This is a genomic window from Cellulophaga sp. RHA_52, assembly GCF_007827205.1.
Classification (GTDB): domain Bacteria; phylum Bacteroidota; class Bacteroidia; order Flavobacteriales; family Flavobacteriaceae; genus Cellulophaga; species Cellulophaga lytica.
Map to the genome: position 1 here is coordinate 3,240,865 of NZ_VIRZ01000001.1, position 26,793 is coordinate 3,267,657.

Consider the following 26,793-nt stretch of genomic DNA (forward strand, 5'->3'; position numbering starts at 1 on the left):
TATTTTCACTACATACGGAGTTTTAGGTTAAGTGGTTTTATTAAAACTGTAATTTTGTTGTTTTAGTATATTAACATAAAAAAATCTTAAAATTTTATAAATAAAAAAGCACCAAAACACAAGTGCTTTGGTACTCTTTAGCAACAACCTACAACTAAACTCTACAAAAGTTGTACTTGTAATAAATTATAATTGAGCAATTTTTTTCTCCATATTAGGACCTAATTCATAAATTGCATCTATTAATTCTTCTTTTAATTCTTTTACTTTTTTTGTTTTTCCTGCTGCCTTATAAATTTCTGCAGAACTGTATAAAATATGAGGCTCAAAAGTTTTGCCTTCTATATGCTTTTCTATAATAACAACAGCATTAGCTACATCTCCTTTTTTATATAAGCTATGAGCTAGCAACATATAAGACTCTGGAGTTTTTCTACTATTCACTTCTTTTTTAGCGATATCTAAAGCTTTACTATACAAATCTGTATAATCTAAATAAAAGTTAACATTGTACGCATTGTACATAGCACCATATGAAGGGTTAGCCACAGCCTTTACATACCTATCCATATTTTTAAGTTTCTCTACTTTATTTTCTTGAAATTCTGCAATTTCTGCCTTTAGTAAATAATAATCTGGAGCATTATAACTTTTTGTAATTGCGTTTAAAATGCGTAGTGCTTCTGTTGGGTTTCGTTCGTATGAAAAAACAATCCATGCAATTCCCTTTTTAGCATATGCATTATGAGGTTCTAATTCTAAAGATTTTAAATAGTAATTGTAAGAGTCTTTAATTCTTCCGGCGTGACCGTAATAATCTGCAATATTAGTATAAGACCATATTTTTAAATTGGTATTGTTAGACATTTCTGCTAGCTGTTTAGCTTTTTCCATATAAGCTATAGTAGCATCTAAATCTCCTTTATAGTCTTTCCATTTTGCTATTCTAATTAAATAACCAAAGCTATTTTTATCTTTTAAGAGAGATAAAGTTTCCTCTGCTTTATCATAATCGCCTAACTCCATATATACATCAAACAAAAGACTTTGCGTTTGCGTTACTCCACTGCCCATTTTTTGGGCTTCCAGTGCCATTTGCAATGCTTCTTTAAACCTATGCTGAGAAATATAATTACGCCCTAATGATCTATAAAAATCTGCTTTATTAACTGCTGCAACATCTACAGCTCTTGATAAACATTGTTCTGCCTTTTTAAGATATTCTATTTTACCAGTGTTTTTAAAATACCTATTATATTCTTGTGCAACCATACCAAAACTGGCAATTTGCATACTATCTGGTTTTATTTTTGAGTTCCACAACTCATATTGTCTTGATGTTGTTTTTTCTGCATCAACCTTTAAAAATGCATTATAATCTTCTGCGTTTGTAACTGTTGTATTACCATCTAAATTACAAGAAGCAAAAGTAATTAAGAGTATAAATAAGGCTAAATTTTTCATTTTTTAAAATTTTGTAGAGTTAAAAATAAGTTGAGTAAAAGGGAGGTTAAACCTCCCTTGCAATTAGTACGTGTTTAGTTTTCTGGAGTTCCTAAAAAAGGAAAATCAGTAGAAACTGTTGCTGTTAAGCTAACACCATCTGATGTTAAACGAGGTAAATCTGCTGTACCATCACCATCTGTGTCTTGACCACTAAAACGGTCTCCTTCTTCTCCTCCAAAAAGTAGTATTAAAGAAACATCAATAACGTCATCTGTTATTAATCTTCCGGTTAAAGCAACTTCATCCCCATCTGGCACAAGAACTCTACCATCACCATCATTATCTGTACCTGGATTAAAATATGTAGTTGGTAAATTAGGAGCAACTTCTAATACATCTGCTGCTAAATAACCCGTTAATGTTGCAGCGTCTAAACCTAAAATATTGTTCTCGTAGTTTACATCTGCAGGATCTGCTCCTAATAAATTTGCATAAACATCATGGTATTGCTCTAGCCTAGCTTCAAAACCAGCCTGAAACATTGCACCCATTTCTGAAGGTACTGTAACATTTTGAGCATCTTTAACACTTGCTTGCCCTTCTACATCATAAGACAAAACTGTATTAATACCAGGTCTACCCATATGGTCTACCTGTGTGTATGTTCCAGAAAAATCGTTCATTTCTGGTTCCATTTGCATATCTCCATTATCATCATCAGAACAAGATGCTATAGTTAATGCAGCTCCAAAGGCTAAGGCCAGGTGTTTTATATTATATAATTTCATAATTGTAAGTTTTTAGTATTATTATTTTTTGTTTGTAGTTACCCAAGTTTTGTACACTTCTAAACCTAAAGCATTAGTAGCTGTGGTTGTACCCAACATAGTGTTAGGAATTTCTATTGCAATAGACATTGTATTTGCACCATTAAAAGTATCTGTAGCTTCACCTGCAGCCTTAAAACCTTCTGGAGCCATACCGCCTATAACTGCATTAAATTGTGTAAAGTCAAAAAAGAAAGCATCTTGCCTTGGGCCTGCAAATAGTTTTACACCATTAGATAGTTCTTCTACCGTAGCAGTAGCACCAGATATAGCAACTGAACCTAATGGAGCGTCTACCATAACCTCACCACTTAAACCAGTAGCAGATGGTGCTATAGGTCCAAAAAAGTACATAACACCGTCTCTTGGTATAGCTTGTATTACTAAATCTTCAACTAAATCACCATCTTTATCTATATTAATTTCTGTTAGTACGCCTTCATCAAAAGTACCGTAAGCTAAATCTGGTAAAACATTGGTTTGTAAGTCTACTACAAATACGGTATTGTCAGATCCCTCTGTAGGCTCAAAAGCATAAAAATCTGCAATATCTGCAGTTTGTCCTGTAGTAGACGGTGCATCTATATGATCTGCCGCTACCAATACTACACCTACTATTGCTAGTAAGCATATAACTAATAAATTTCTGTTTTTTCTCATTGTAGTATGTTTTAATTATAATTCACCCCTACTTACGGAGCTTTAAAAAGTAGGGTTTGGTTTTTAATTGTTAAAATTTTGTTAAACAGAAATAAACCCTAAATTGCAACTAAACAATATATAGTTTAGCAAAAAAATAAGTTATGAACCCGTCTGCTTCTGGTTGGATAGATAAGTTTGGACAAATAGTAACCAATAGTACTGTTGTCTACTCTAATTACAATGACTTATACCGTAGTCTTTGTACTACAGGTTTTATATACGGAATTCACGTAAAATGGCTACATTTTATACCAATTACCCATACACCAACAGAAGATGAAAATGCAAAAGCCAACCTAATTTCCGCATTATATTTCACATATTTATTAGAAAAAAAGGATTATAATTATGCCAATTTTATAGATTTAACTATTCGTTTTTATGAAGCTTTAGACATAAATTCTAGCTTTTTTGATAAAGTTTTTACAGGTTCAAAAGCAAGTAATAAATTAGAGGCTATACTAAAATCTAGAGTTTTTTTAGAGGATAATTTAATAAACAAAACCTTTGGAAGTTCTGTTACAAACACCTTGCTTTTTGTTGATGTATTACTTTTTAAACGTTTTTTAAAAGAAGAAAAGGATCTAAAAAAGTATGCAGAAGAGCTAGAGTATATTCTAATAAATTTAGTTCACCACACTTTAAACTCTAAGCAACAGCAAAAATATGATGAGCGTTTAAGCTATTTATTTATTGCTTCATTATCATTTTTACCAGACGATTATCATCATTTTGATGCGCATTACAGAGAACGTTTGGTTAATAAATTTTCGCCTGAAGTATACCAATATTTGATGGATATAATTTGCGTGACAGCTTGGGAAGATTTAACATTAGACTACAAAGAATCTGAGTTTGTTTTTGGTATTGCAAAAGATCTAAATTTAGAAGAAAATAAGGTTAAAAAATCTATTGAAAAAGTTGCTGTTTTTTTTAAGGAAAATGCAAAGAAAATTCCGCATTTAAAAGACCATAATTTAGCTGAAAAATTTTATGAAAACACATCAAAATTTGCTAACAAATTAATATTAAGAAACAGCAAAAGGTTACAAAAAGAATTAGCAGAAAGTAAAGAGTTGGTTGCATTAATATCTAAATCTACTACTACAAATTTAAGTGTAGAAGAAAAGAGAAAAGTACAAAACCAACTATTAGATATTTTTAAAAGTATACCTTCTTTAGCAATATTTATGTTACCAGGAGGTGCTATATTACTACCTATTTTTATTAAATTAATTCCTAAATTGCTACCTTCTTCTTTTGATGAAAACCGAATTGAAGAATAAGCTATAATTATACAAAAAGGCTAATATAGATAAAACTTATACTTAATTATTTAAATACAACAAGTAATTTAACTCCAGTATTTTATACCACCTTATTCTAACCACAACTTAAAGTCCTTTACCTTTTCTCTACTTACTATAATTTCTGAGTCGTTATACTTATTTAATACAATTTTTAGCCTAGAATTTGTGTAAGATACAATATCTTTTATATAGTTTACATTAACGTAAAATTTACGACTTACTCTAAAGAAATTTTTAGGTTCTAGCTCAGACTCTAAATTTTCTAAGGTAACATCTAACAAGTAATTTCTACCGTCTGCTGTAGCAGCATAGGTTCCTTTGTTTTCACTAAAAAAACATTCTATTTCGTCTGCATTAATAATTTTTATGTGCTGCCCAACTTTAACTGTAAATCGTTTTTTATACTCACGTTCAATTGGGTTTACAAGTAGCTTTTTTATGTCTTCAAAATCTACAGCTATTTTAGTTTTAGAAGCAGTCATATTTTTATACTTATTTACGGCAACTTCTAGCTCTTCATCATCTATAGGTTTTAGTAAATAATCTACACTATTTAACTTAAAAGCTTGTAGTGCATATTCATCATAAGCAGTAGTAAAAATGATAGCACTTTTTACATTTACCTGATCAAAAATTTCAAAAGACAAACCATCAGATAATTGTATGTCTAAAAAAATTAAATCTGGATGATCATTCTCATTAAACCAAATTATAGATTCTTCAACCGAGTGTAACATTGTAGAGACTGTTACATTTAATTCTGCAAGCAACCTACTTAGTCTTCTTGCTGCTGGTTTTTCATCTTCAATAATTATTACGTTCATTGGTTTGGTTATTTTATGGTGATGGCAAAATAGAAAAAAATTATATTAATGATGCCAATTCTACTTTTTAAAAATTAATTTTATTTACTTACTACAAGTATTTTGTTTGCTCATCTTCTTCCATATACTTTTCAATTTGTCGTTGTTCCCAATTTTTAAAAAAACGGAACTTATCTTTAAAAACATATAGTCCGTGGCAGATTAATCCAAATAACCAAAGTAATGGCATTACCGTCATATTAACATCTATCCAAGTAGAGATGTTTTTTCCTATAGAAATAGATTCAATTGGAAAAATATCAAACAGTCTAAACCTAACAATTAGCACAACAATATTTACTACTAAAAACCATCCCAAATGGTTGTAAAAATCTTTAATTTCTTTTACTTTTTTCTCTGCTCTTTCTAACTTACTTAATGGTGCTTTTTTCATCTTATTTCTTTTTTAAAAAGTCTTCTGACTCTCTTTTTTCTTTTTCCATATACTTTTCAATCTGACGGTTTTCCCAATCTTTACTAAAAAATGGTAATGAGCCGCTTACTTTAGAATAGTGTCCTACTATACCTAATCCCCAAAAGAACGGAGTAAAATATGTTCCTATATTAAAAAAGGCATCCCATCCAGAGTTAACAACAATAGATCCTAAAATAAATAGGTTTACAATAACATAAACCGTAAAATGTATGTAAAAGCCTTTTAATTCTTTTATTTTTTCTTTAGCCCTCTCTAGCTTTTCGTTTCTGTATTGCTCATTATAGTTTTCCATTACCTCCATTTTTTACTTGTTTCTTCTTCCTCTTTCATTAACTGGTTAATTTTCTTTTGTTCCCAGTCTCTACCCATAAACGGAAAAAAGCTAAATACTTTTATTGCTTTAAAAATAAGACTAATGCTTAAGCCTAATACTACCCACAAAAACCAAGGGTTGCTAAACTCGTTTAGGTAATAATTAATTGATGCTACTATAGCTATTGTAAATACAGACGAAATTACTTTGTTATAAAACTCTTTTTCATCTTTTACACGCTCTTTAGCTCTTGTGTACTTATCTTGGTTAGTATTAATCTCCATAGTTGTATTTTTAGTTGGTTAATTATTTCTTTTTTAAAATTTATCGTCCTCCATATATTCTTTAATCTTACGGTTTTCCCAATTTTTACCAAATAATGGGTTGTAGCCAAAGGCTTCCATACCGTGTGCTGTAAGCCCTAATCCCCAGCCAAAGGCAGGAAAAACCGACCAAGGAAAATCTGTTGTTTGGTAGTTTAACCATATTAAAAAAGGGATAACAAAACAATATGCTACTAGGTTATATGTAAATCCTTTAATTTTTTCTACTCTTTCTTTTGCTCTTTGATAGCGTTTTTCGTCTAAATGTACTTTTTGCGTTTCCATAGTTGATACTTGTTTGGTTAAAATTGGCAAATGAACACTAAATTCTGTTTCGCCTTTATTAATAATTACTGTTCTGTCTGTTAACATTTGGTAGCGTTGGTGTATGTTTTTAAGCCCTACTCCACTACTTTTTTTAACTACTTTTTTCTCTTGTAAATTGTTACTTACAATTAGCATATTGTCTATCTCTTCTACCTTTAAATGTAAAGGCTTGTTAGATGATACTATATTGTGTTTTACTGCATTTTCTAACAATAATTGCAGTGATAGCGGTATTATTTTGGCATCTGGATTGCTACTTTTTTCAGGTACTTCAAAAACAATACTATCTTCAAATCTCATTTTTAATAAGCGTATGTACGTTTTAGCAAATTGCAACTCTTCATCTACAGTTACCAAATCTTTATTTTTTTGTTCTAATACATACCTGTATACTTTAGATAATGATGTGGTAAACTTTTGAGCCTGAAAAGGATCTTCCTCTATTAAACTAGTTAACACATTTAAACTATTAAATAAAAAATGTGGATCTAACTGATTTTTTAAAGCATCAAACTTTGCAGATGCTGTACCTGCTATTATTTTTTGTTCTTTTATTTTAGAGTCTTGTATGTACTTGTAAAAGTAATAAGCATGCAATGCTAATGAAACCACTATAGATATTAGTATAGCTATCATATAAGGAGACAACGTTTGGTTGTTTACATAGTACTCTACGCTAGTACCAAAAAGCACAATAGCAATTATAAATTTTACAATTGCAAAAGCAATAACTGTTAGTACTACAGACCCTAATGCACCAAGCCACAATCTCTTTTTAGGTTGCTCTTCCCAGCTATAAATGTTAGATATATATTGAAAGTAGTATGAATTTACCACGCTTAAAACAAAAGAATAAAGAAAGGTAATTGCTATACCACGCAATGTTTTTATTAATGAAAAGCCATCACCTATACTACCAAGTACATTTATAACAGATATTACAACTGTTATGTAAATACTTATTTTTAATATCTTTTTTATATTGAACATTTTAAAATCTGATTTGGCTCTAATTTAGTAAATATTTACTGTTCTTATCTGCTACAAAGTTGGGGTATTAGTTCCTTAACACAAATAATTTAAAACCCAATTGTAAATATTTGCAGATGAGTTGTAAAAAACTAACGCAGTACCCCTTTATAAGCAACAAAACCCATAACTTTTAGAGGTAATAAGTAAAACAATCTACTATCTTTGCTACCATAGAAGTTATTATAATGAAAGAAATACAGGCTACCAGAATTAACAAATACCTAAGTGAAGTTGGTTATTGCTCTCGCCGGGCGGCAGACAAGCTTATAGACCAAGGGCGTGTAACCATTAACGGAAAAATACCAGAAATGGGCACCAAAATTGTTCCTACAGATGAAGTACGTGTAGATGGAGAGCTAATATCTGAGTCTAAAGAAGATTTTGTGTACCTAGCATTTAACAAACCCGTTGGCATTGTTTGTACTACAGATACACGTGTAGAAAAAGATAATATTATAGACTATATAAATTACCCTAAGCGTATTTTTCCTATTGGTAGATTAGATAAACCTAGTGAAGGTTTAATTTTTTTAACTAATGATGGTGACATAGTAAACAAAATTCTACGCGCTAGAAATCATCACGAGAAAGAATACATTGTTAAGGTAGACAATATTATTACAGATGATTTTGTACACCAAATGAGTAACGGTATTCCTATTTTAGATACTATTACCAGAAAATGTAAAGTAGAAAAATTAAGTAAATACGAGTTTAGAATTATACTTACTCAAGGTTTAAACAGACAAATTAGGAGAATGACAGAGTATTTAGGATACAATGTTGTAAAACTAAAACGTGTGCGTATAATGAACATTTCTTTAGATATGCCTGTTGGCACATACCGTGAGTTTACTAAAGAAGAATTAAAAGAAATTAATAGATTAGTATCAACTTCTGCTAAAACCTACAAAGATGAATAAAAGAATTATTATTGTACTAGTACTTATATTTTCTTTTACTACTACAAAAGCTCTGTGCCAGTCTGTAAAAGCAATGACATACAATATTAAGTATGACAATACTAGTGATACCATAAACAACTGGAATTTTCGTAAAGCTAAAATGGCAGCTCTAATACAACATTATAGTCCGTCTTTTTTAGGCATACAAGAAGGTTTACATAACCAGGTTAGTTATTTAGACTCTAATTTACCTAACTATAATTACATAGGCGTTGGTAGAGATGACGGTAAACAAAAAGGAGAATACAGTGCCATTTACTACAATAAAAATAATTTTAAGGTTATAAAATCTAATACATTTTGGCTATCTACAACACCTAACAAAATTTCTGTTGGTTGGGATGCTGCAATGGAACGTATTTGTACTTACGGGCTATTTCAACATAAAAAAACAAAACAGTATTACTGGGTTTTTAATGCTCACTTTGACCATATTGGTGTAGAAGCTCGTAAAAATTCTGCCAAATTAATTGTAGAAAAAATAAAGAACCTAAACACCAAAAACTACCCAGTTATTTTAATGGGCGATTTTAATGTAACACCTACCACAGAGGCTATTACTACAATTACAAACTACATACCAGACAGTTATACAAATAGCTTAACTACTCCTTACGGACCAAAAGGTACTTTTAATGGGTTTACAAACCGTATTTTAGACCGCAGAATAGACTATGTTTTTGCTAAAAACCTAAATGTTTTATCTGTAAAAGTTATAGATGACAGGCTAGATAACAACAAACACATATCAGACCATTTACCCGTATTAGCAACAGTAATAAAAGAATAAATGTACATACCACCAAGCTACCAAAACAATAATACAGAAGAAGTAAAAAACTTTATTAAAAATAATAGTTTTGGCATTTTAGTAAACCAAACTAATGGTAAGCCTTGGGCTACACATATACCTTTAGAGTTACATACAAAAAACGGTAAGGATATACTTGTAGGGCATATTGCTAAAGCTAATCCGCAATGGCATAATTTTAAAGAAACACCAGAAGTACTATGTATTTTTAATGGACCACATAGTTATGTATCATCATCATGGTACAAAGACGAGGAAGTACCTACCTGGAACTACATTGCTGTACACATTTATGGCAAAATTACCATTGTAGACAAAGATACAGCTATGGAAGGATTGCATAATTTGGTTGATAAGTACGAGCAAGCATCAGAATGCCCGTTACATTTAAACAACCTATCTAAAGGTACATTAGCACAAGTAAATGGTATTGTTGCTTTTGAGATTGAAATTACAGACATACAAGCAACGTACAAACTATCACAAACACGAGAAGAAGACAAACCAAAAATAATTGAAGAGTTAGAAAAAAGAGATCCAAGTGCCAAGGAAATTGCTAAACATATGAAAAAATAATACGGGTTCTTACTGTAAGTCAAGCAACTACCATTTTATTTTGTATTTTTAAGTATGATAATCATTAACCGCCAACCTTTATTATTTAAACTCGTAGTATTTGTATTTTTAGCAACACAAACTATGTCTTGCGCTAGTGACTCTAACAATGATAGTAGTGAACCAAATGAAGACCCAAAAACTATAGAACCAGTTATTTTTACTGCTATTGGTGATGTACCTTATAATGATTTTCAAAGAGATTCTTTACCCAAAGTAATTGCAGCACATAATGCAAAAGCTAAATCTAGTTTTGTAATTCACGTTGGAGATATAAAGCCAGGCGCAGAGGCTTGTACAGAAGATGTGTATGTAGATGTAAGCAACCTTTTAAAGCAATTTACTGCCCCTACTTTTATTGTTTTAGGTGATAATGAATATAACGACTGTACAAACCCAGAACAAGGTTTAGCCTATTGGAACAAACACTTTTTAAAATTTAATACAAACTGGAGCTTTAGCCCTACTATTACCTACCAACAAAAACGCCCAGAAAATTTTAGTTGGATACAGAATAAAGTTCTTTTTTTAGGTATTAATATAGTAGGTAGTAATGTGCACAACCAAACCGAATGGGAAACAAGGTTAACAGATGATGCAAATTGGGTGCAACAACACCTGCAAGCAGAAAAAGACAATGTAAATGCTGTTGTTGTTTTTGGACACGCAAATATTACTGAAGGAGACGCAACAAAGTTTAATACTTTTACTAATGTATTTAGAAGCAGTGCAGCTGAGTTTAACAAACCTATACTTTATTTGCAAGGAGACGGACACGTTTGGTTTACCAACAAACCTTGGCCAGAAAAAAATATTACACGCGTACAAATAGATGGCGGACACAGAGCTGTAGAAGTAACCGTAGATCCAAACAAAAGCAATCCGTTTAGCTACAACCGTTCTTTTTTAGATTAAAAATAGGTTTTCATTTTCCTCCCCACAACACCTGTTTTTTTTATTTCATAGCATTACACAAAACTTTTTAGACTTTCTACTTTTAAGTTATTCTCTATATTCTATCCTCTAAATTCTATTCTCTATATTCTATTCTCTATATTCTACATTCTATTCTTCATATTTGGTCAATTAAAACAAACAATCTACAATTCAGTATAAAAAAATTACAATTGGGTTTATTACATTTTAAAAAACTGAAGTAGTGCTTCATCTTTGTATCATAATCAACAATAAAAACACAAACATTATGAGAACTTTAGGATTAGTTTTAGCATTATTTTTTACAAGCATTATAGCAACAGCTCAAGCCAAAACAGAAACATTTACAATTACCGTTACAATAGACAACGTTTTAAATGATGACGGCACAGTTATGGCTGGCTTACACTCTTCAGAAACTTTTATGAGAGGACGAGGACTGCAAGACAAAATTACCACTATAAAAGATGGCAAGGTAACAATAGTTTTTAAAGATGTTAAACCTGGTGAGTATGCTATTTTAGCAATGCATGATGAAAACAATAACAAAAAAATGGACAGAGAGGCCAATGGTATGCCTAAAGAAAGCTATTGCATTTCTGGATCACCAACTCCATACGGTCCACCAACATTTTCTGAAGCCAAATTTAATGTAGTAGATACAGATTTAGAGTTTGCACTTAGGTTTTAGTATTTATAAAAAAAGAATAAAAAAAAGGAGATAAAATTATTTATCTCCTTTTTTACGTACAATTTGGTTACAACCATCTATTCTTCTAACCAAGCATTCATCATCCAAATTGTTTTTTCTTGTTCAGCAATAAAATCGCTCATTAAAGAGTTTGTTCCTTCATCATTAGCATCATCAGAAAGCTCTAATAAATCGCGCTCAATAACTAATAACTCTTTCAAAGAGTTTACAATTAATTTTATAGCTTCTACATCTACAGATATATTTTTACCAACAGGCAATTTAGATATAGACATATAATCTTCAAATGTATGCAAGGGCTTACCTCCTAGGGTTAAAATACGCTCTGCAATCATATCTACTTTTTCATTTGCATCTGTATATAACTCCTCAAATTTCATATGTAAATCAAAAAAACGTCTACCTCTAATATTCCAGTGAACACCTCTTAAATTTTGGTAATAAACCTGAAAACTAGATAATAAAACATTTAATTTACTGTTTAGCTCTTTAGCTTTTTCTACTTCTAATCCTATACTGTTTAATTCCATAATATTTATCCTTTTTGTGATACAACAAAGTTAGTAAGTATTTAGTATTTTTGGTGATGATTAAAATCATTTGTTTTTATAATTTTATAGCTTTAACCTATTAAGAATGACAATAACTCAACTACAGTATGTATTGGCAGTTGCCAAATACCAAAACTTTACGCTTGCCGCAGAAAAAAGCTTTGTTACACAACCTACTTTAAGTATGCAGGTACAAAAGTTAGAAGATGAGCTAGACATTCAGATTTTTGACAGAAGTAAAAAACCAATTTCTATAACAGAAGTTGGAAAAAAAATAGTAGAACAAGCAAAAAATATTGTAAACGAAGCAGACCGTATTAAAGATATTGTAGACCAAGAAAAAGGATTTATAGGTGGTGAATATGTTTTAGGTATTATACCTACCATTATGCCTACACTACTACCAATGTTTTTAAAGGCATTTATTTCTAAGTTTCCTAAGGTAAACTTAGTAATTAAAGAACAAAATACAGACACTCTTATTAGAAATTTACAAGACGGGCAAATAGATGCTGCAATAGCTGCTACTCCTTTAGAAATAGAGTTTATAAAAGAAAAGCCGCTGTACTATGAGCCATTTGTTGGGTACATACCTAAACAACACAGGCTAGCTAATATAGAAAAGCTAACACCACAAGATTTAGATATTGATGATGTTTTATTATTGCAAGATGGGCATTGCTTTAGAGACGGTGTTATAAACCTTTGTAAGTCGCCTAAAAATAATGTTGTAGATCATTTTAGACTACAAAGTGGAAGTTTTGAAACCTTAATAAACTTATCTAATGAAGGTTTAGGAATGACTTTATTACCTTTTTTAAACACTCTTGAATTAGATAGCAAAAAGAAAGAAAATTTAAAGCATTTTGAAGCTCCGTCTCCTGCAAGAGAAGTAAGTTTAATTTACCATAAAAAAGAACTTAAAATACAAATTACCAATGCACTTCATGATGTTATTACAAGTGTGGTACGTGGTGCAATTGCTTTTCAGGATGTAAAAATTATTAGTCCAGTTAATAACAAATAAAACCATAGGTTAACAAATAAAAAAAGCCACCTTAATGGTGGCTTTTTAAGTATTTACTATTTTTTGATGTAAATCATACACTGCCTTAGTTCTGGTTTATCAGTAGTAAAAGAATTTAACCAGACTTTAAGCTCATCTACCTCATAAGGCAGTAATCTTGAAATTGCTTTTTCTAGCTCTTTGCAAAACAACTTAGAATCAAAACTTACTTTTTGCAAAACAGTTTTAGTGTAATCAAACATTGCTCTTGCCATATTTATAATTATTAAATTATTATTCCATAAATTTAACGATAAAACTTGAAAAAAGTATCCAAATAAAGTGTTAAATATCATAGTTATCCAAAAAAATAATACGTAATGACCTACAATACCATATTTTACAAGAACTACAGAAGTTTTCTTTATTGTATAATTTTGATGTTTTTGGTTGGTTGTGCTAGTAGTAAACAAAAAATTTCAAAAAACACTAATACTATAATTAGTAACAGTCTTTTAAAAAATCACTTTATAGGTATAAAAGTTTATGACCCGGTGAGCAACAAAACTATTTTTGAAAAAAATAGCACCAAATATTTTACACCTGCCAGTAATACAAAAATATTTACGCTTTATACTGCCTTAAAATTACTGCCAGAGTATAGCCCTTTATTAAAATATAGTATAAAAGACAATATCACATACATACAAGGTACCGGAAACCCTATAACATTACATCCTTATTTTAAGGATAGCACAGCTATACGTTTTTTAAAAAAACAGAAAAACATTGCTTTACACCTAAACAATTTTACATCAGACAAGTTTGGTGGCGGATGGGCTTGGGAAGATTTTGATACCTATTTTTCTCCAGAACGTAGTGCTTTTCCTTTATACGGTAATGTACTAAGTATATATAAAAAAGGATATTTAACTACATACCCTAAGTATTTTAATGATAGTATACAGCTTACACCTTTTAATTTTAAAAGAGATTTAGTAAAAAATACATTTTATGTAAACCCCAATTTAAATGATACTTTAGAAATTCCGTTTAAAACTGGTAATACACTTACAAAAGCGTTATTAGAAAAAGTAACTACTAAAAAAATAAACATTAGCAATATCCCAATAACTGCAGATAAAACTACACTTTACGGTATAGCTACAGATAGTATTGCACAGCGTATGATGTATGTAAGCGATAATTTTTTAGCTGAACAATTATTAGTTATGGCATCTAGTACTTTGTCTGACACCTTAAATGTAAACAAGGCAATAAAACATATTTTAATAACAGATTTAGCAGATTTGCAACAGCAACCACGTTGGGTAGATGGCTCTGGACTCTCTAGATACAATTTATTTACACCAACATCTTTTGTGCACGTATTAAATAAAATGTATCATGAGGTTCCTAGAAATAGATTGTTATCTTTATTTCCTGTTGGTGGCGAATCTGGAACCCTAAAAAACTGGTATAAAGGCAACCCAACACCATACATTTATGCAAAATCTGGTAGTTTAGGTAACAACTATAGTTTAAGTGGCTACCTAATTACCAAATCTGGTAAAACATTAATTTTTAGCTTTATGAACAACCATTTTAAGACAAAAACTTCTGATGTAAAAAAAGAAATGCAAACTGTTTTAGAATTAATAAGAGATACGTATTAATTACGTATTCACAAGCAAAAAACTAAATAAATGATTATTATAGTAACAATAAGTATTGCCTACCTACTTACAATATTTTACTTGATAAAAACAAACAACACAAGCAAACTAAAAGCAGACAACAGTATTTTTTTATTTATCTGTAAATCTACACTTAAAGGGTTTATCCTTTATACTATTGCAGGTTGCTTATTAGCTTCTGTGATACTGTTTTTTAAATTTATAAAAACGGACCATCTCACCCTCATAGTATGCCCGAGCTATTATACATATGGCTAGGTGCAGCAGGTGTTATTACGGGTTGTATTTTAGGTTTCTTTTTATCTCCAATTAACACACCTAGCGTAAACAAAAAACTAATAATTGGTTCTTTTCTTTTTACAATTGTGTCCGTTATTTGGTTAGAACTCTTATAATTTATAAATCCGTAATTATTTTAGATTATTACCAGTTCTAAAACCTATTATCACCATCTAAAAGATCTCCTAAACCTCCTAACAAACTACCTTCTCCCCTGTCTTTTCCTCCTTTAGGAACCGAAGCTAATACACGGCCAGCTAGTCTGCTAAATGGTAAAGATTGTATATAAACAGTACCTGGTCCACGTAGTGTTGCAAAAAATAACCCTTCGCCGCCAAAAACAGTATTCTTAATTCCGCCTACAAACTCAACATCATAATTAATGGTTTGTGAAAAGCCTACAATACAACCTGTATCTACCTTTAAAACTTCACCTGCAGCCAATACTTTTTTAGCCATAGTGCCGCCTGCGTGTACAAATGCCATTCCGTCTCCTTCTAACTTTTGCATTATAAAACCTTCGCCGCCAAAAAGACCACGACCAAGTTTTCTAGAAAATTCTATACCAACAGACACTCCCTTAGCTGCGCACAAGAAAGCATCTTTTTGACAAATAAATTTTCCATTTTTTTCAGATAAATCTATTGGTAATATTTTTCCGGGATAAGGAGAAGCAAAACTTACTTTTCTTTTATTTGCTCCAATATTTAAAAAGGCTGTCATAAATAAACTTTCACCAGTTAACATTCGCTTTCCTGCTGAAAAAATTTTACCCAAAACACTAGTATCTTGGTTAGAGCCATCTCCAAAAATGGTATCCATTTTTATATCAGTATCCATCATCATAAAACTACCAGCTTCTGCTACAACAGCTTCTTGCGGGTCTAATTCTATTTCTACATACTGCATTTCTTCTCCATAAATATGGTAATCTATTTCGTGTGCATTCATTTTTATATTTTGATTTTGATTGACACTAATAGGTAGCAACAAAAAAGAGAATGTTACATATTTTAAAAAAAATTATTTCTTTAAACGCACTGTCCAGTCAAAATTAAAAGTAGAAACCACCACTCCATCTGTATTAACACCAACAGATTTCATTGTAAATATTTGCCCTTCTCCTGTTGCAATAGTTTTTTTAATTGCATCTTCAATTAAGTGGCCATCTTTACAAGTAAAAGTAATTCTACCTGTAGCTTTTTTTGTAAAAGTTGCATTATTGCTTGCTACAAGCATAGATATTTTTCTACCACTTTTTTCAATTTGGTCTATAACCATTATTCCTGTTGCATACTCTGCCGCCATACCTTGTACTGCCCAAAACATAGAGTTAAATGGGTTTTGGTTAAACCATCTATGCTTTACAGTAACTACTGCTTTTTTTTCATCAATATGCTTTAAACGTACTCCGCACCACCAAGCAGATGGTAACTTAAAAAAATTAAATACGTTGTATTTTAATGTGCTTTTTGCCATTCTATTTTTATAATTTTTATAAAAGTATTGAAAATAGTTGAATTTGTAAATGTTAAATTAAAGTTAATTTTTAGTACTATGTTTTGCATAATACCTTTTTAAAGATATATATTTGCATAAGAAACTAACAAGTTAGAGTTATAGAATCTAATCAATTCTGTAAAAAATAATTCAACGGAGTTTGTTCATCAAATCAAAAACAACCCGCTTCTTATACGGGTTTTAAAAGAATATCTAAACTATGAAGATAGAAAACACAAAGGCACAAATGCGCAAAGGTGTTTTAGAGTATTGCATTCTTTCTATATTAAAGGGAGAAGACAAATATACCTCTGAAATTCTTTCTACGTTAAAAGATGCCAAAATGCTAGTTGTAGAAGGCACTATTTACCCATTATTAACAAGACTAAAAAACGCTGGTTTACTTACGTATCGTTGGGAAGAGTCTACCTCTGGACCTCCAAGAAAATACTACGCCCTTACAAAAACAGGAGAAGAATTTTTAACCGAATTAAACACCACCTGGGACGAGCTCAGAAATGCCGTAAACCTAGTTACCAACTCAAAAAAAACGAACAATGAATAAGACTATAAATATAAACTTGGCTAACTTATTCTTTCATATAGACGAAGATGCTTATCGTAAACTAGACACCTATTTAAAAGCTATAAAACAATCTTTAAACAATGGCCCAGGTAGTGATGAAATTATTTCTGACATAGAAGCAAGAATAGCAGAACTTTTTCAGGAAAAAATTAAAAACGAACAGCAAGTAATTACTAAAACAGATGTAGAAGATGTTATTGCTGTTATGGGGCAACCTGAAGATTACCGTGTAGATGAAGAAATTTTTGAAGACGAAGAGCCTACATCAAAATCTAGAACCAAAAAGCTTTACAGAGATACAGACAATAAGTATATTGGTGGTATATCTGCTGGTATGGCACATTATTTAGGTATTAACCCTTGGTGGGTTCGTCTACTTTGGGTAGTGCTTACTTTAGCTACTTTTAGTGGTTTTATTGTAATATATATATTACTATTATTTTTAATTCCAGAAGCTAAAACAACCTCGCAAAAATTAGATATGCGTGGCGAGTCTATAAATATTAGTAATATAGAACGTACCGTTAAAGAAAGTTTTGATACCGTAACTAATAAAGTAAAAAATGCAGATTACAACAAGGCCAATCACAAAATTAAGTCTGGCATACAAACTTTTTTTGATGCCATTGGCACGTTTTTTAGCTTTATTTTTAAAAGCATAGGTAAAGTCATAGGGTTGTTTTTAATTTTAGTTGGCGGATCTGTAGTTATAGGTACATTTATTGGGCTTTTTATAGCAGGTTTTTCAGATGCTTTTGTAGTTAACAACACACCTCTTTATAACCTAATAAACACCTCTAATTCGCCAATTTGGTTAATTTCTATGCTTGTATTTTTTGCTATAGCAATTCCATTTTTCTTTTTACTTTATTTAGGATTAAAAATTGTAGTATCTAACCTTAAATCTATTGGTACAATTGCCAAATTAACGTTACTTGGTGTTTGGCTTGCCGTTATTATTGGCTTAACAATTATTACCATAAAACAAGCTACCGCAAATATGTATAAAGGTAGTATTAATAAAACAGAGCAATTAAATTTTACAAAGCCTCTAGACACTATTTACATTGGCACCAGAAGTAGTAAAAATTATGACAGACCAGAGAATTTTAGAATTAACGGAATGACATTTACTACAGATGAAAATGGTAAAAAGCTTTTATTAGATAATGATTTTAGGTTTGACATTGTAAGGTCTGATACTGACATTGCAAAAATTAAAATACAAAAAGTATCTCAGGGTAGTTCTTTTGATGAAGCAAGAGAAAGAGCAAAAACTATAGAGTATAATTATCAAGTTTTAGAAAATAGAGTAATTCTAGATAACTTTTTATCACTAGATCCTAATGGTAAATTTAGAGATCAGGAGGTAAACATTACCCTTTACATTCCTAAAAATGTTATTGTTAAGTTTGATTTTAATACAGATACAAACAGAATAGGATGGCATACATCATACAAAGAAGAAATATACAGGTCTGATGTTAAAAATTATACTTGGCGTATGAACAAGCAAGGTGTTTTAGAGTGCCTAGACTGTATTAATGACGAAATTGATGAAGATAATAATGAAGATGATGATGACGAAAACAGCAATAAAAATTCAGAGTTAATATTAGATGAAGAAGGTGTAAACATTAAAATTAATGCAAACGAAAACTCTTTAAATATTAAAATAGATGAAAACGGTGCACGTATAGAATCTTCAAACAATTAAAACTTACAATTCAGTTCTAAAAAACAACAATTCAGTCTTTAAATTTAGTTTCACCACAAACATTTATAGACTTTTACATCACAATTAACAAAAAACAACAATTATGGCAACACTATCTAAAATTACAATTGCAGTAGTATTAAGTTTACTATTTACTTCTTGTTCGTTTAACATAGGAAGCGGCAAAAAAGGAAACGGAGTATTAACAGAGCAAAGCAGAGATGTAGCAACAAGTTTTGAGCGTATTTCTGCATCAGAAGGTATTAATGTATATGTTACACAAGCTAAAGAATTTAGTATACGTGTAGAGGCAGATGAAAATGTTATAGACCTTATTGGTACAGATATTAAAGACGGTAAACTTAAAATACACGCTATAGAAAATATTGGCAGAGCTACAAAAAACGTACACGTTACATTACCTGTAGTTACTGCACTATACAGCTCTAGTGGAGCAGAATTAATTTCAGAATCTCAGATAGAGACTAATGAAATAGATTTAAATGCCAGTAGCGGTGCAGATATACAAATTGCTTTAGTTGCTAACTCTGTAAATGCTGATTGTAGCAGTGGAGCAGATATTAAGTTAAGTGGTAAAACAAACAACCTAACTGTAAATGCTAGTAGCGGGTCTGATATTGATGCTTATGAACTAAAAACAAAAACCTGTGATGCGGATGCTAGTAGCGGCGCAGATATTAGTGTAGATGTGTCTGACTCTTTAATAGCAGATGCAAGTAGTGGTGCAGATATTAAGTACAGTGGTACTGCTACAGTTAAAAAGAATAAATCTTCATCTGGCAGCGTAAAAAAGAGATAAAAAAATTAAATGTTAAAAGCGTTTTATTAAGGTCAATCTTGTTTTGTTTACAAGGTTGACCTTGTTATATTAGTATAAATTTAAATATTGATATGAATTTAACCTTAACAAAGTATGTTCTTCCCCTAAAGCATACATTTAGTATTTCTAGAGAGTCTCATAATTTTCAAGACAGTATGGTGGTAAGTCTTGGTTTAAATGATAAAGTTGGTTATGGTGAAGCTACAGCAAACCCGTACTACAAAATTACTTTTGAGAGTATGCAACAAGAAATTGAAAGCATACGAACAGAAATAGAGAACTATACTTTTACCACGCCTGAAGATTTTAATCAATTTTTAAATAAAAAACACTTAAGCAACTTTGCTATTTGTGCACTAGATTTAGCTGCACACGATTTGTATGGTAAAATTTTAAACAAGCCTTTGTATAAAATATGGAATACAGATAATAGCTCCTACCCTATTACAAATTTTACTATTGGTATAGATAGTATAGATAATATGGTTGTAAAAATGAAAGAACAGCCTTGGCCTATTTACAAAATAAAACTAGGCACAGACCAAGATGTTGCCATTGTAAAAGAGCTAAGAAAATACTCTGATGCCATTTTTAGGATAGATGCTAATTGCGCATGGACTGCAGAAGAAACCATAAGTTACGCACCAGAACTTAAAAAATTAGGTGTAGAGTTTTTGGAGCAACCCTTAAAAGCTGATGATTGGACGGGTATGGAACAAGTAATGCACGCTAGTGTATTGCCCGTTATTGCTGATGAAAGCTGTATTGTAGAATCTGACGTAGAGCAATGTGGTTACCATTTTAATGGTATAAACATAAAACTAACCAAATGTGGCGGATTAACCCCTGCACTTAGAATGATAAAAAAAGGAAAAGAACTTGGGTTAAAAGTTATGGTTGGTTGTATGACAGAGTCATCTGTTGGTATTTCTGCAATAGCACAACTAACACCACAATTAGATTATGTAGATATGGATGGTGCTATGCTTTTGAGTAAAGACATTGCAAAAGGGATAAAAATAGAACCAAACGGAAACTTAATTTTTCCTAATACAGGAGGTTCTGGTATTACATTATTATAATGACATACGTTACTACATTTCCTGGTAGAAAAATTAATGTAGATGGTTCTAAAAAATTATATTTTGGCGGAACTGCTTATTTAGGGCTTCAAAAGCATAAAAAATTTTTAAAAACATACTTAAAAAACATTAAAAAGTATGGTACCAATTATGGAGCGTCTAGAAAATCTAATATTAAAATTGATATCTATAAAAAAACAGAAAATTACCTTGCTAAACTTGTACAAAGTGAAGCTTGTGTAACTGTTTCTTCTGGCTATTTAGCAGGGCAGTTAGTTTGCAATTACTTTAAAGCAAAAGGACATAGTTTATTTTATGCACCAAATTCTCACACCGCCCTACATCAAAACAACTCTAGCAATTATGCAAGTTATAGTGATTTAGTTACTGCAGTAGAAAATCATATTAAAAAATCTAATACTACTCCCGTAGTTTTTTTAGATAGTTTGGATTTTTATGGCTTAAACTACCCATATTTTAAAGGGTTGCAGCAATTACCATTGCAAAATATAATTGTTGTTGCAGATGACTCACACACACTTGGTCTACCTTTAAATAATGGCAAAGGTTGTTATGCACAACTAAATAATTTAGGTGTAAAAGAACTTATAGTATGTAGTTCACTTGGTAAAGGTTTTGCTGTGCAAGCAGGAGCTATTTTTAGCACAGCAAAAAGAATAAAAGAACTAAAAACCACTGCTTTTTTTGGAGGTGCTAGTCCTGCTACACCTGCAAATATTGCCACGCTATTATCCGCACAAACTATTTATAAAAAAAGACAACAAAAATTACAGAATAATATACAGCTTTTTTTAAACGGTTTAAATAACAAAAACTTGTTTAGTTATATGCCAAACCATGCAGCTTTTACGTATACTGATCAAAAAATAACAGCCTATTTAAAAAAACATAATATTATAGTTACAAGCTTTAATTACCCAGAAAAAGACTCGCCAACAATGAGCCGAATTGTACTAAGTGCACATCATAAAAAAAAGGATATTAATAAGATTGTTACACTTATTAATACCCTTTTTAATAATTAAGTTTAGTTATTTAGTTATCCCACCAAACAGGAGTAACCGGTGTTTGTTGGTTTAACAATACGTTTTCTTCATTTCTATTAACTTCAGAAGATGGGTATTCTGCCCTTCTAAACCATTGGCCAAAATATTCGTTATCATCACTAGCTTCTTCTTCTCTAATAGTTAACCCTTTAAAAACCTCATCAGAAAAATTATAGCGTCTAAAATCTACAAAAGTTTCTGGGTTTAAAAAATTATGTATATACTTCTCTTTCATTATATGTTGTAACATTAAATTGCTTTCGCCAACATTAATAGCCGTATCTGCCAAATAATCTGTACCATCTACACCATACATTTGCATACTAGCAGTTATACCATCTAAATATGCGTTATAGGCATCTGTTGTTGTACCAATACTTGTAGCATTACCTCCATTAGCTAAAAAAGCAGCTTCAGCTTTTATAAACATAGCCTCTGCGTAGCTTATAAGCATTAAAGGAGCATCTATACTAGTGTAAAAGCCATCTACAGCAAAACCTGTATTTGCATCTGTACCATCTGGAGCTAAGCCAACACTACCACTAACATAACCTTTCCATTCTGCTTCTCCTCCATTATCTGCAAAAATTGGCAATCTTGGGTCAATACTAACTGTACCACTCTCAAAAGGAAAGTAATCTCCATTCATAGAACTAACCAACTGACTGGCAATATCATTATGAGCATTTCCTGTATTTTTAGCTAAAACCTCTGCAGAATACCATGGGTTTATATTTTTATCATCATAATACATTAAAAAATCATCTTCTGAAGAAGTAAAGCCATTAGCAATGGTTGTTAAAACATCTGCAGCTGTTGTTTCTCCTTTTTGTACCAAATGTAATTGATAACGAGCCTTAATTGTATATGCCGCTCTTAACCACTTATCGGTATCACCTCCATATATTAAATCTTCACTACCTAATGTAAAACCAGAATCATCTGGACCTTCTAAAGCATTAATTGCGTTATCTAATAATGAAAATATACTTGCATAAATTTGCTCTTGTGTATCAAAAGCAGGAAAATTATTATCAGGACCATCTGTAGCATCAGAATACGGAATATTATCCCAAGTATCTGTAGCAATACCTAAATTTATAGCAGTTAATATATCTGCAACAGCTTTATAATGTACTGCACCATTTTCTACTGCTTTTTCATTAATAGCGTCTATGTTTGGCAAAATATACAAGTATACTTGTGTCCATAAACCACTAGCTGTTGTTTGTCCTGCTGCACCTCCACCCTGAAAAACAAAGTTTTGCACATAATTTCCAAAAGATAATTCGGCAGAGCGTTGCCCTTCCATTGTACTATGTATAACTGGAGCTAACAAGTCTTGCATACGCAACTGATCTAATTTAGCTGTATTAGAAGGCGTATTCACATCAAAATAATCATCACTACAAGCTGTAAATACAGTTATAAATAGCGATAATATTATTATTTTATATATATATTTTCTCATCATATCTATTTTTAAAATCCTACATTAATACCAAAACTATAACTTTGAGACAAAGGAATATTTAGACCTGTGAAACCATATACATTACTACCTGCACTGTATTGGTTTCCTTCTGGGTCATACCCATCATAAGGTGTCCATACTAAAATATTTTGGGCACTAGCAGTCACAGAAAATCTATCTAAATGTATTTTTTCTATAAATTTTAATGGCAAATCATATGTTACCCCAATATTTCTGAACTTTACCCAAGATGCATCTTGTACTAAAATTTCTGAAGCTCTGTTGTAATCTGTAGAACTACGATAGTAGTTTTGATCTATTAAAACCTCTGTTGTGTTTGGTATAAAGCCACCATTTCCATCATCCATAACTCCACTTAGAACAGTGGTTTCGTCTCTAAATTCTGTAACTTCAAGTATACCATTTCTAATAGAGTTTCTTCTTCCTGCGTCATAAATATCTCCTCCTTTTTTATATTCTAACAAAAAGTTAAACCCTAAATTTTTCCATTTAAAACTATTAGCTAAAGATGTAATATAGTCTGGAAAAGCATTACCTACTTTTTGGCGTTCTGTGAAGTCTATTTCTGGTTTACCATTAGCATCAATATAACGCTCACCGTTTTCATAACGCCATTTCCATCCGTATAAAGAACCCATTTTATCACCTTCTCTAATTTCTGATGTTACACCTGCAAAACCAGAATCTGCAAAAATTATGCTTTCTATATCATCTGGTATATCTAATACTTTTCCTTCACTAGTAGACCAATTTAAAACTACTTCCCAGTTAAAATCTTTAGATTTTATAATATCTGCACTTAATAAAAATTCGTGTCCAAACACTTCAAAATCACCTGCGTTTCTAACAATTCTAGATATACCTGAAGAATACGCTGTTCCTACGCCAAAAATTTGATCCTTAACTCTGGTTTTATAATATGCATAGTCTAAGCGTATACGGTTTTTCAAAAACCTTAAATCTGCTCCTATTTCTGTAGATTGATTTCTTTCTGGGACAATATCTAAATCTCCTAAAGCTGTACTAGATCTGTAACCACCCGCTCCTCCAAAAGGGAAGTCTCCGTCTACCACAAAATAATGACCCACTTGACCAAATAATGGCCCTTTACCTACTTCAGCCCATGATGCTCTAAGTTTACCAAAAGTAAACACATCATTATCTCCAAAAACATCAGAAATATCATAAGCTAAACTTACTGAAGGATAAAAGAAAGATCTATTATCTTTTGGCAAGGTAGAAACCCAATCATTACGACCTGTAACTGTTAAAAATAACTTATCTAAATAACTCAGTTTAAGTTCTCCAAATACACCAACATTACGTAACTGAGTAACACTCTCATTAGCAAAAGTATTTATAGTATTACCAAGTTCATTTATGCCTGGTACATTTAATGTTTCTCCTCTTACATCTGCATAATCTCTTTTAGTATCTGATACTTGATGACCTAAAGTAAGATCTGTTCTAAAATCATCAGACCAATCTTTGTTCATTGCAACTAAAAAGTTAGATTCTAGTGCTGTAAAATTTATATTCTGATTTACAATAAAACCACCTACTTGTGTACCAACATCTAAATCTGCTGGAACAAAACGGTTTCTCTGATCTGAATAATTATCTACCTGCGCAGAATACGTAATATTTAACCAATCTTTAGGTGAATACTTAAATATTGCATTACCAACCCAACGATTTACATCATCATATAAGCTACTTTTTTCTATAAAATACCTTGGATTATCTATGATTCCAAATGTATAGTTACGTTGCGTACCATCTGGATTTTGGTAATCATTTATAGGAAATGTACCAGAGTAATAGGATAAAGAACTCATAACAGACTTATCTCCTGAGTTTCCTCTGTTACCGCCAGATTTAGAGTAAGATATAGATGTATTTATACTAAAATTGTCTGTAACTTGATACCCACTTTTAAGTCTAAAATTTGTTTTATCATAATAGGTTCCTGGTAATATACCTTCTTCACTGTTGTTACCTACAGAAAAGAAATAATCCATTTTATCTGTTGCTCCACTAATGTTTAAATTAACCTGAGTATTTACCCCTGTTTTAAATAAATCATACGGACTGTAAAACTGATCGTTAGATAAATCTACTATTTCACCTGACTCTAGTGTATATGAGTCTTCCGTATACTTAGGTCCCCAAGAATAAAACGAAGTTGCGTTTTGAACTCTATTAAAACCAGTATCTGAATCTGGATCATATAAAGTTCTAGGCGCTCCGCTAAATCCTTCTCTATAGGTTTCTTGCAAATTTGGAGTTTTTTCTAAATTTCTAAAGGTTGTAGAAGCTGTAAAGTTAATTTTTGCTTTTCCTTTTTTTCCTTTTTTTGTAGTAATTACAATTGCTCCGTTTGCAGCCCTTACACCATAAAGTGCTGTTGCGGCAGCTCCTTTTAATACATTGTAACTTTCTATATCTTCTGGGTTAATATCCCCTGCTCTATTAGAAAAACTAAATTGCTCTGAGCTGCTAGGTGAATTAGACCCTGCACTAGGTGACACGTTTCCAGAGAAAGTATCATTATTTAACGCGATACCATCTACAATAATTAAAGGCTGGTTACTACGATCTGGATTTACAGATGTAACCCCTCTAATAAGGATATCTACACCACCACCAGATGAACCAGATGTTCTATTAATTTGTACACCTGCCACCCTACCTTGCAGTGCTTCTAAGGCATTTGCTTGTCCGGATAAGTTTAAATCTTCAGATTTAACTTGCGTTACAGAGTATCCTAAAGATTTTTCTTTTTTCTCTACACCAAAAGCTGTTACAACAACTTCATCTAGTAGACTTGCATCTTCTTCTAAAGTAACATTAATTACAGATGTTGCCCCTACCGTTATTTCTTTCGGTAACATTCCTATATAGGAAAACTTCAATACATCTGACTGTTTGGCATCAATTATATATTTGCCATCAAAATCTGTTGTGGTTCCATTTTGTGTACCTTTTACAACTATTGTAACCCCTAATAACGGAATTCCCTCACTGTCTGTAACAGTACCTGAAATTTGTTGAGAATAAGCAATGGTTGTAAAAAGCACACTAAAGAGTAATACTAATGTGTTTTTCATAAAAATTGAGTTTTTGATTAATAAATTAGTTAGGATAAACTAAAGTCAATAAAAAAATCAATAAATCAAATTAATAAACTCCTTAATATTAAACAATTCTTAATTAAACAGGTTTTTTCGTACAAAAACACTATAAAAAAACCCAATAATCAAAATAATTATCATAAAATATGCTAAATTATTGTGTTTATGACAATATAAACATTTAGCAATACAGGTGTAAACATGTGTTAATTTTACAAAA

At 31.2% G+C, this 26,793-nt stretch carries 28 protein-coding genes; 14 read left to right on the forward strand and 14 right to left on the reverse strand.

What is annotated here, in order from left to right:
• Positions 1-186: 186 nt before the first annotated feature.
• From JM80_RS14275 to JM80_RS14285, 3 genes are all read right to left on the reverse strand, one after another.
• Positions 187-1,464 carry a lipopolysaccharide assembly protein LapB gene (locus JM80_RS14275; protein WP_144710708.1) on the reverse strand — a complete coding sequence of 426 codons (1,278 nt, stop codon included), beginning with the start codon at positions 1,462-1,464 and terminating at the stop codon, positions 187-189.
• Positions 1,465-1,538: 74 nt separating this feature from the next.
• Positions 1,539-2,234 carry a DUF4331 domain-containing protein gene (locus tag JM80_RS14280; protein WP_144710710.1) on the reverse strand — a complete coding sequence of 232 codons (696 nt, stop codon included), beginning with the start codon at positions 2,232-2,234 and terminating at the stop codon, positions 1,539-1,541.
• A 21-nt stretch (positions 2,235-2,255) separates the two neighbouring features.
• Positions 2,256-2,933: a DUF4331 family protein gene (locus JM80_RS14285; protein ID WP_144710712.1), complete on the reverse strand. Its 678-nt coding sequence runs from the start codon at positions 2,931-2,933 to the stop codon at positions 2,256-2,258.
• Positions 2,934-3,076: 143 nt separating this feature from the next.
• On the opposite strand from JM80_RS14285, the gene JM80_RS14290 reads away from it, so the two are divergent.
• Positions 3,077-4,261: an LETM1-related biofilm-associated protein gene (locus JM80_RS14290; RefSeq protein ID WP_144710714.1), complete on the forward strand. Its 1,185-nt coding sequence runs from the start codon at positions 3,077-3,079 to the stop codon at positions 4,259-4,261.
• Positions 4,262-4,353: 92 nt separating this feature from the next.
• On the opposite strand, the gene JM80_RS14295 is transcribed toward JM80_RS14290, so the two are convergent.
• The 5 genes from JM80_RS14295 to JM80_RS14315 form a co-directional block, all read right to left on the reverse strand.
• The gene (locus JM80_RS14295) at positions 4,354-5,109 is read right to left on the reverse strand and encodes a LytTR family DNA-binding domain-containing protein (RefSeq protein WP_144710716.1); all 756 of its coding nucleotides are present in this window, start codon (positions 5,107-5,109) and stop codon (positions 4,354-4,356) included.
• Positions 5,110-5,200: 91 nt separating this feature from the next.
• Positions 5,201-5,542, reverse strand: coding sequence for a 2TM domain-containing protein (locus JM80_RS14300; RefSeq protein ID WP_144710718.1), 342 nt, complete (start codon positions 5,540-5,542; stop codon positions 5,201-5,203).
• Between the two features lies 1 nt (position 5,543).
• Positions 5,544-5,876, reverse strand: a complete 333-nt coding sequence (locus JM80_RS14305) for a 2TM domain-containing protein (RefSeq protein ID WP_013622077.1) — start codon at positions 5,874-5,876, stop codon at positions 5,544-5,546.
• A complete protein-coding gene (locus JM80_RS14310) occupies positions 5,876-6,181 on the reverse strand; it encodes a 2TM domain-containing protein (RefSeq protein ID WP_013622076.1) in 306 nt (101 codons plus the stop codon). The genes JM80_RS14305 and JM80_RS14310 overlap by 1 nt, the downstream gene beginning before the upstream one ends.
• A 33-nt stretch (positions 6,182-6,214) precedes the next feature.
• Entirely contained in the window at positions 6,215-7,537 is a 1,323-nt protein-coding gene (locus JM80_RS14315; protein WP_013622075.1) for a 2TM domain-containing protein, read from the reverse strand.
• A gap of 227 nt (positions 7,538-7,764) precedes the next feature.
• On the opposite strand from JM80_RS14315, the gene rluF reads away from it, so the two are divergent.
• The 5 genes from rluF (at position 7,765) to JM80_RS14340 (ending at position 11,597) form a co-directional block, all read left to right on the forward strand.
• Positions 7,765-8,502, forward strand: a complete 738-nt coding sequence (gene rluF, locus JM80_RS14320) for a 23S rRNA pseudouridine(2604) synthase RluF (RefSeq protein WP_034644418.1) — start codon at positions 7,765-7,767, stop codon at positions 8,500-8,502.
• On the forward strand, positions 8,495-9,334 hold the full coding sequence (locus tag JM80_RS14325; RefSeq protein ID WP_144710720.1) for an endonuclease/exonuclease/phosphatase family protein: 840 nt from the start codon (positions 8,495-8,497) through the stop codon (positions 9,332-9,334). The genes rluF and JM80_RS14325 overlap by 8 nt, the downstream gene beginning before the upstream one ends.
• Positions 9,335-9,931: an FMN-binding negative transcriptional regulator gene (locus JM80_RS14330; RefSeq protein ID WP_034644421.1), complete on the forward strand. Its 597-nt coding sequence runs from the start codon at positions 9,335-9,337 to the stop codon at positions 9,929-9,931.
• 123 nt (positions 9,932-10,054) lie between these two features.
• Positions 10,055-10,885 carry a metallophosphoesterase gene (locus JM80_RS14335; protein ID WP_038506409.1) on the forward strand — a complete coding sequence of 277 codons (831 nt, stop codon included), beginning with the start codon at positions 10,055-10,057 and terminating at the stop codon, positions 10,883-10,885.
• 289 nt (positions 10,886-11,174) lie between these two features.
• Positions 11,175-11,597, forward strand: a complete 423-nt coding sequence (locus tag JM80_RS14340) for a DUF2141 domain-containing protein (RefSeq protein ID WP_075695422.1) — start codon at positions 11,175-11,177, stop codon at positions 11,595-11,597.
• Between the two features lie 77 nt (positions 11,598-11,674).
• Here JM80_RS14340 and JM80_RS14345 read toward each other — a convergent pair whose 3' ends face one another.
• Positions 11,675-12,148, reverse strand: coding sequence for a Dps family protein (locus JM80_RS14345; RefSeq protein WP_013622069.1), 474 nt, complete (start codon positions 12,146-12,148; stop codon positions 11,675-11,677).
• 106 nt (positions 12,149-12,254) lie between these two features.
• Between JM80_RS14345 and JM80_RS14350 the strand changes: the two genes are divergently transcribed.
• A complete protein-coding gene (locus tag JM80_RS14350; protein ID WP_013622068.1) occupies positions 12,255-13,196 on the forward strand; it encodes a LysR substrate-binding domain-containing protein in 942 nt (313 codons plus the stop codon).
• A 56-nt stretch (positions 13,197-13,252) separates the two neighbouring features.
• On the opposite strand, the gene JM80_RS14355 is transcribed toward JM80_RS14350, so the two are convergent.
• Complete coding sequence (locus JM80_RS14355) at positions 13,253-13,450, reverse strand: hypothetical protein (protein ID WP_013622067.1); 198 nt, start codon at positions 13,448-13,450, stop codon at positions 13,253-13,255.
• 165 nt (positions 13,451-13,615) lie between these two features.
• Here JM80_RS14355 and JM80_RS14360 point away from each other — a divergent pair, with 165 nt between their 5' ends.
• Positions 13,616-14,851 carry a D-alanyl-D-alanine carboxypeptidase gene (locus tag JM80_RS14360; RefSeq protein WP_370511836.1) on the forward strand — a complete coding sequence of 412 codons (1,236 nt, stop codon included), beginning with the start codon at positions 13,616-13,618 and terminating at the stop codon, positions 14,849-14,851.
• A 251-nt stretch (positions 14,852-15,102) separates the two neighbouring features.
• Positions 15,103-15,267: a hypothetical protein gene (locus JM80_RS16480; RefSeq protein WP_186439773.1), complete on the forward strand. Its 165-nt coding sequence runs from the start codon at positions 15,103-15,105 to the stop codon at positions 15,265-15,267.
• A 37-nt stretch (positions 15,268-15,304) separates the two neighbouring features.
• On the opposite strand, the gene JM80_RS14365 is transcribed toward JM80_RS16480, so the two are convergent.
• Together JM80_RS14365 and JM80_RS14370 are read right to left on the reverse strand one after the other, a co-directional pair.
• Entirely contained in the window at positions 15,305-16,102 is a 798-nt protein-coding gene (locus JM80_RS14365) for a TIGR00266 family protein (RefSeq protein WP_075695420.1), read from the reverse strand.
• A 72-nt stretch (positions 16,103-16,174) separates the two neighbouring features.
• Complete coding sequence (locus JM80_RS14370; protein WP_144710724.1) at positions 16,175-16,630, reverse strand: DUF4442 domain-containing protein; 456 nt, start codon at positions 16,628-16,630, stop codon at positions 16,175-16,177.
• A gap of 241 nt (positions 16,631-16,871) precedes the next feature.
• Here JM80_RS14370 and JM80_RS14375 point away from each other — a divergent pair, with 241 nt between their 5' ends.
• From JM80_RS14375 to JM80_RS14395, 5 genes are all read left to right on the forward strand, one after another.
• Complete coding sequence (locus JM80_RS14375) at positions 16,872-17,216, forward strand: PadR family transcriptional regulator (protein WP_013622063.1); 345 nt, start codon at positions 16,872-16,874, stop codon at positions 17,214-17,216.
• Entirely contained in the window at positions 17,209-18,954 is a 1,746-nt protein-coding gene (locus tag JM80_RS14380) for a PspC domain-containing protein (RefSeq protein ID WP_144710726.1), read from the forward strand. Before JM80_RS14375 ends, JM80_RS14380 begins: the two co-directional genes overlap by 8 nt.
• 103 nt (positions 18,955-19,057) lie before the next feature.
• Positions 19,058-19,774, forward strand: a complete 717-nt coding sequence (locus tag JM80_RS14385; protein WP_013622061.1) for a head GIN domain-containing protein — start codon at positions 19,058-19,060, stop codon at positions 19,772-19,774.
• A 92-nt stretch (positions 19,775-19,866) separates the two neighbouring features.
• Positions 19,867-20,877, forward strand: a complete 1,011-nt coding sequence (locus JM80_RS14390; protein ID WP_144710728.1) for a dipeptide epimerase — start codon at positions 19,867-19,869, stop codon at positions 20,875-20,877.
• The gene (locus JM80_RS14395) at positions 20,877-21,923 is read left to right on the forward strand and encodes an aminotransferase class I/II-fold pyridoxal phosphate-dependent enzyme (protein ID WP_144710730.1); all 1,047 of its coding nucleotides are present in this window, start codon (positions 20,877-20,879) and stop codon (positions 21,921-21,923) included. Before JM80_RS14390 ends, JM80_RS14395 begins: the two co-directional genes overlap by 1 nt.
• Before the next feature lie 10 nt (positions 21,924-21,933).
• Here the strand turns inward: JM80_RS14395 and JM80_RS14400 are convergent, their stop codons facing one another.
• Both JM80_RS14400 and JM80_RS14405 read right to left on the reverse strand, forming a co-directional pair.
• Positions 21,934-23,418 (reverse strand): SusD/RagB family nutrient-binding outer membrane lipoprotein, encoded by a 1,485-nt coding sequence (locus JM80_RS14400; protein ID WP_075695416.1) that lies wholly within the window; start codon positions 23,416-23,418, stop codon positions 21,934-21,936.
• Positions 23,419-23,426: 8 nt separating this feature from the next.
• Positions 23,427-26,549, reverse strand: a complete 3,123-nt coding sequence (locus JM80_RS14405; protein ID WP_075695415.1) for a SusC/RagA family TonB-linked outer membrane protein — start codon at positions 26,547-26,549, stop codon at positions 23,427-23,429.
• Between the last annotated feature and the right edge of the window lie 244 nt (positions 26,550-26,793).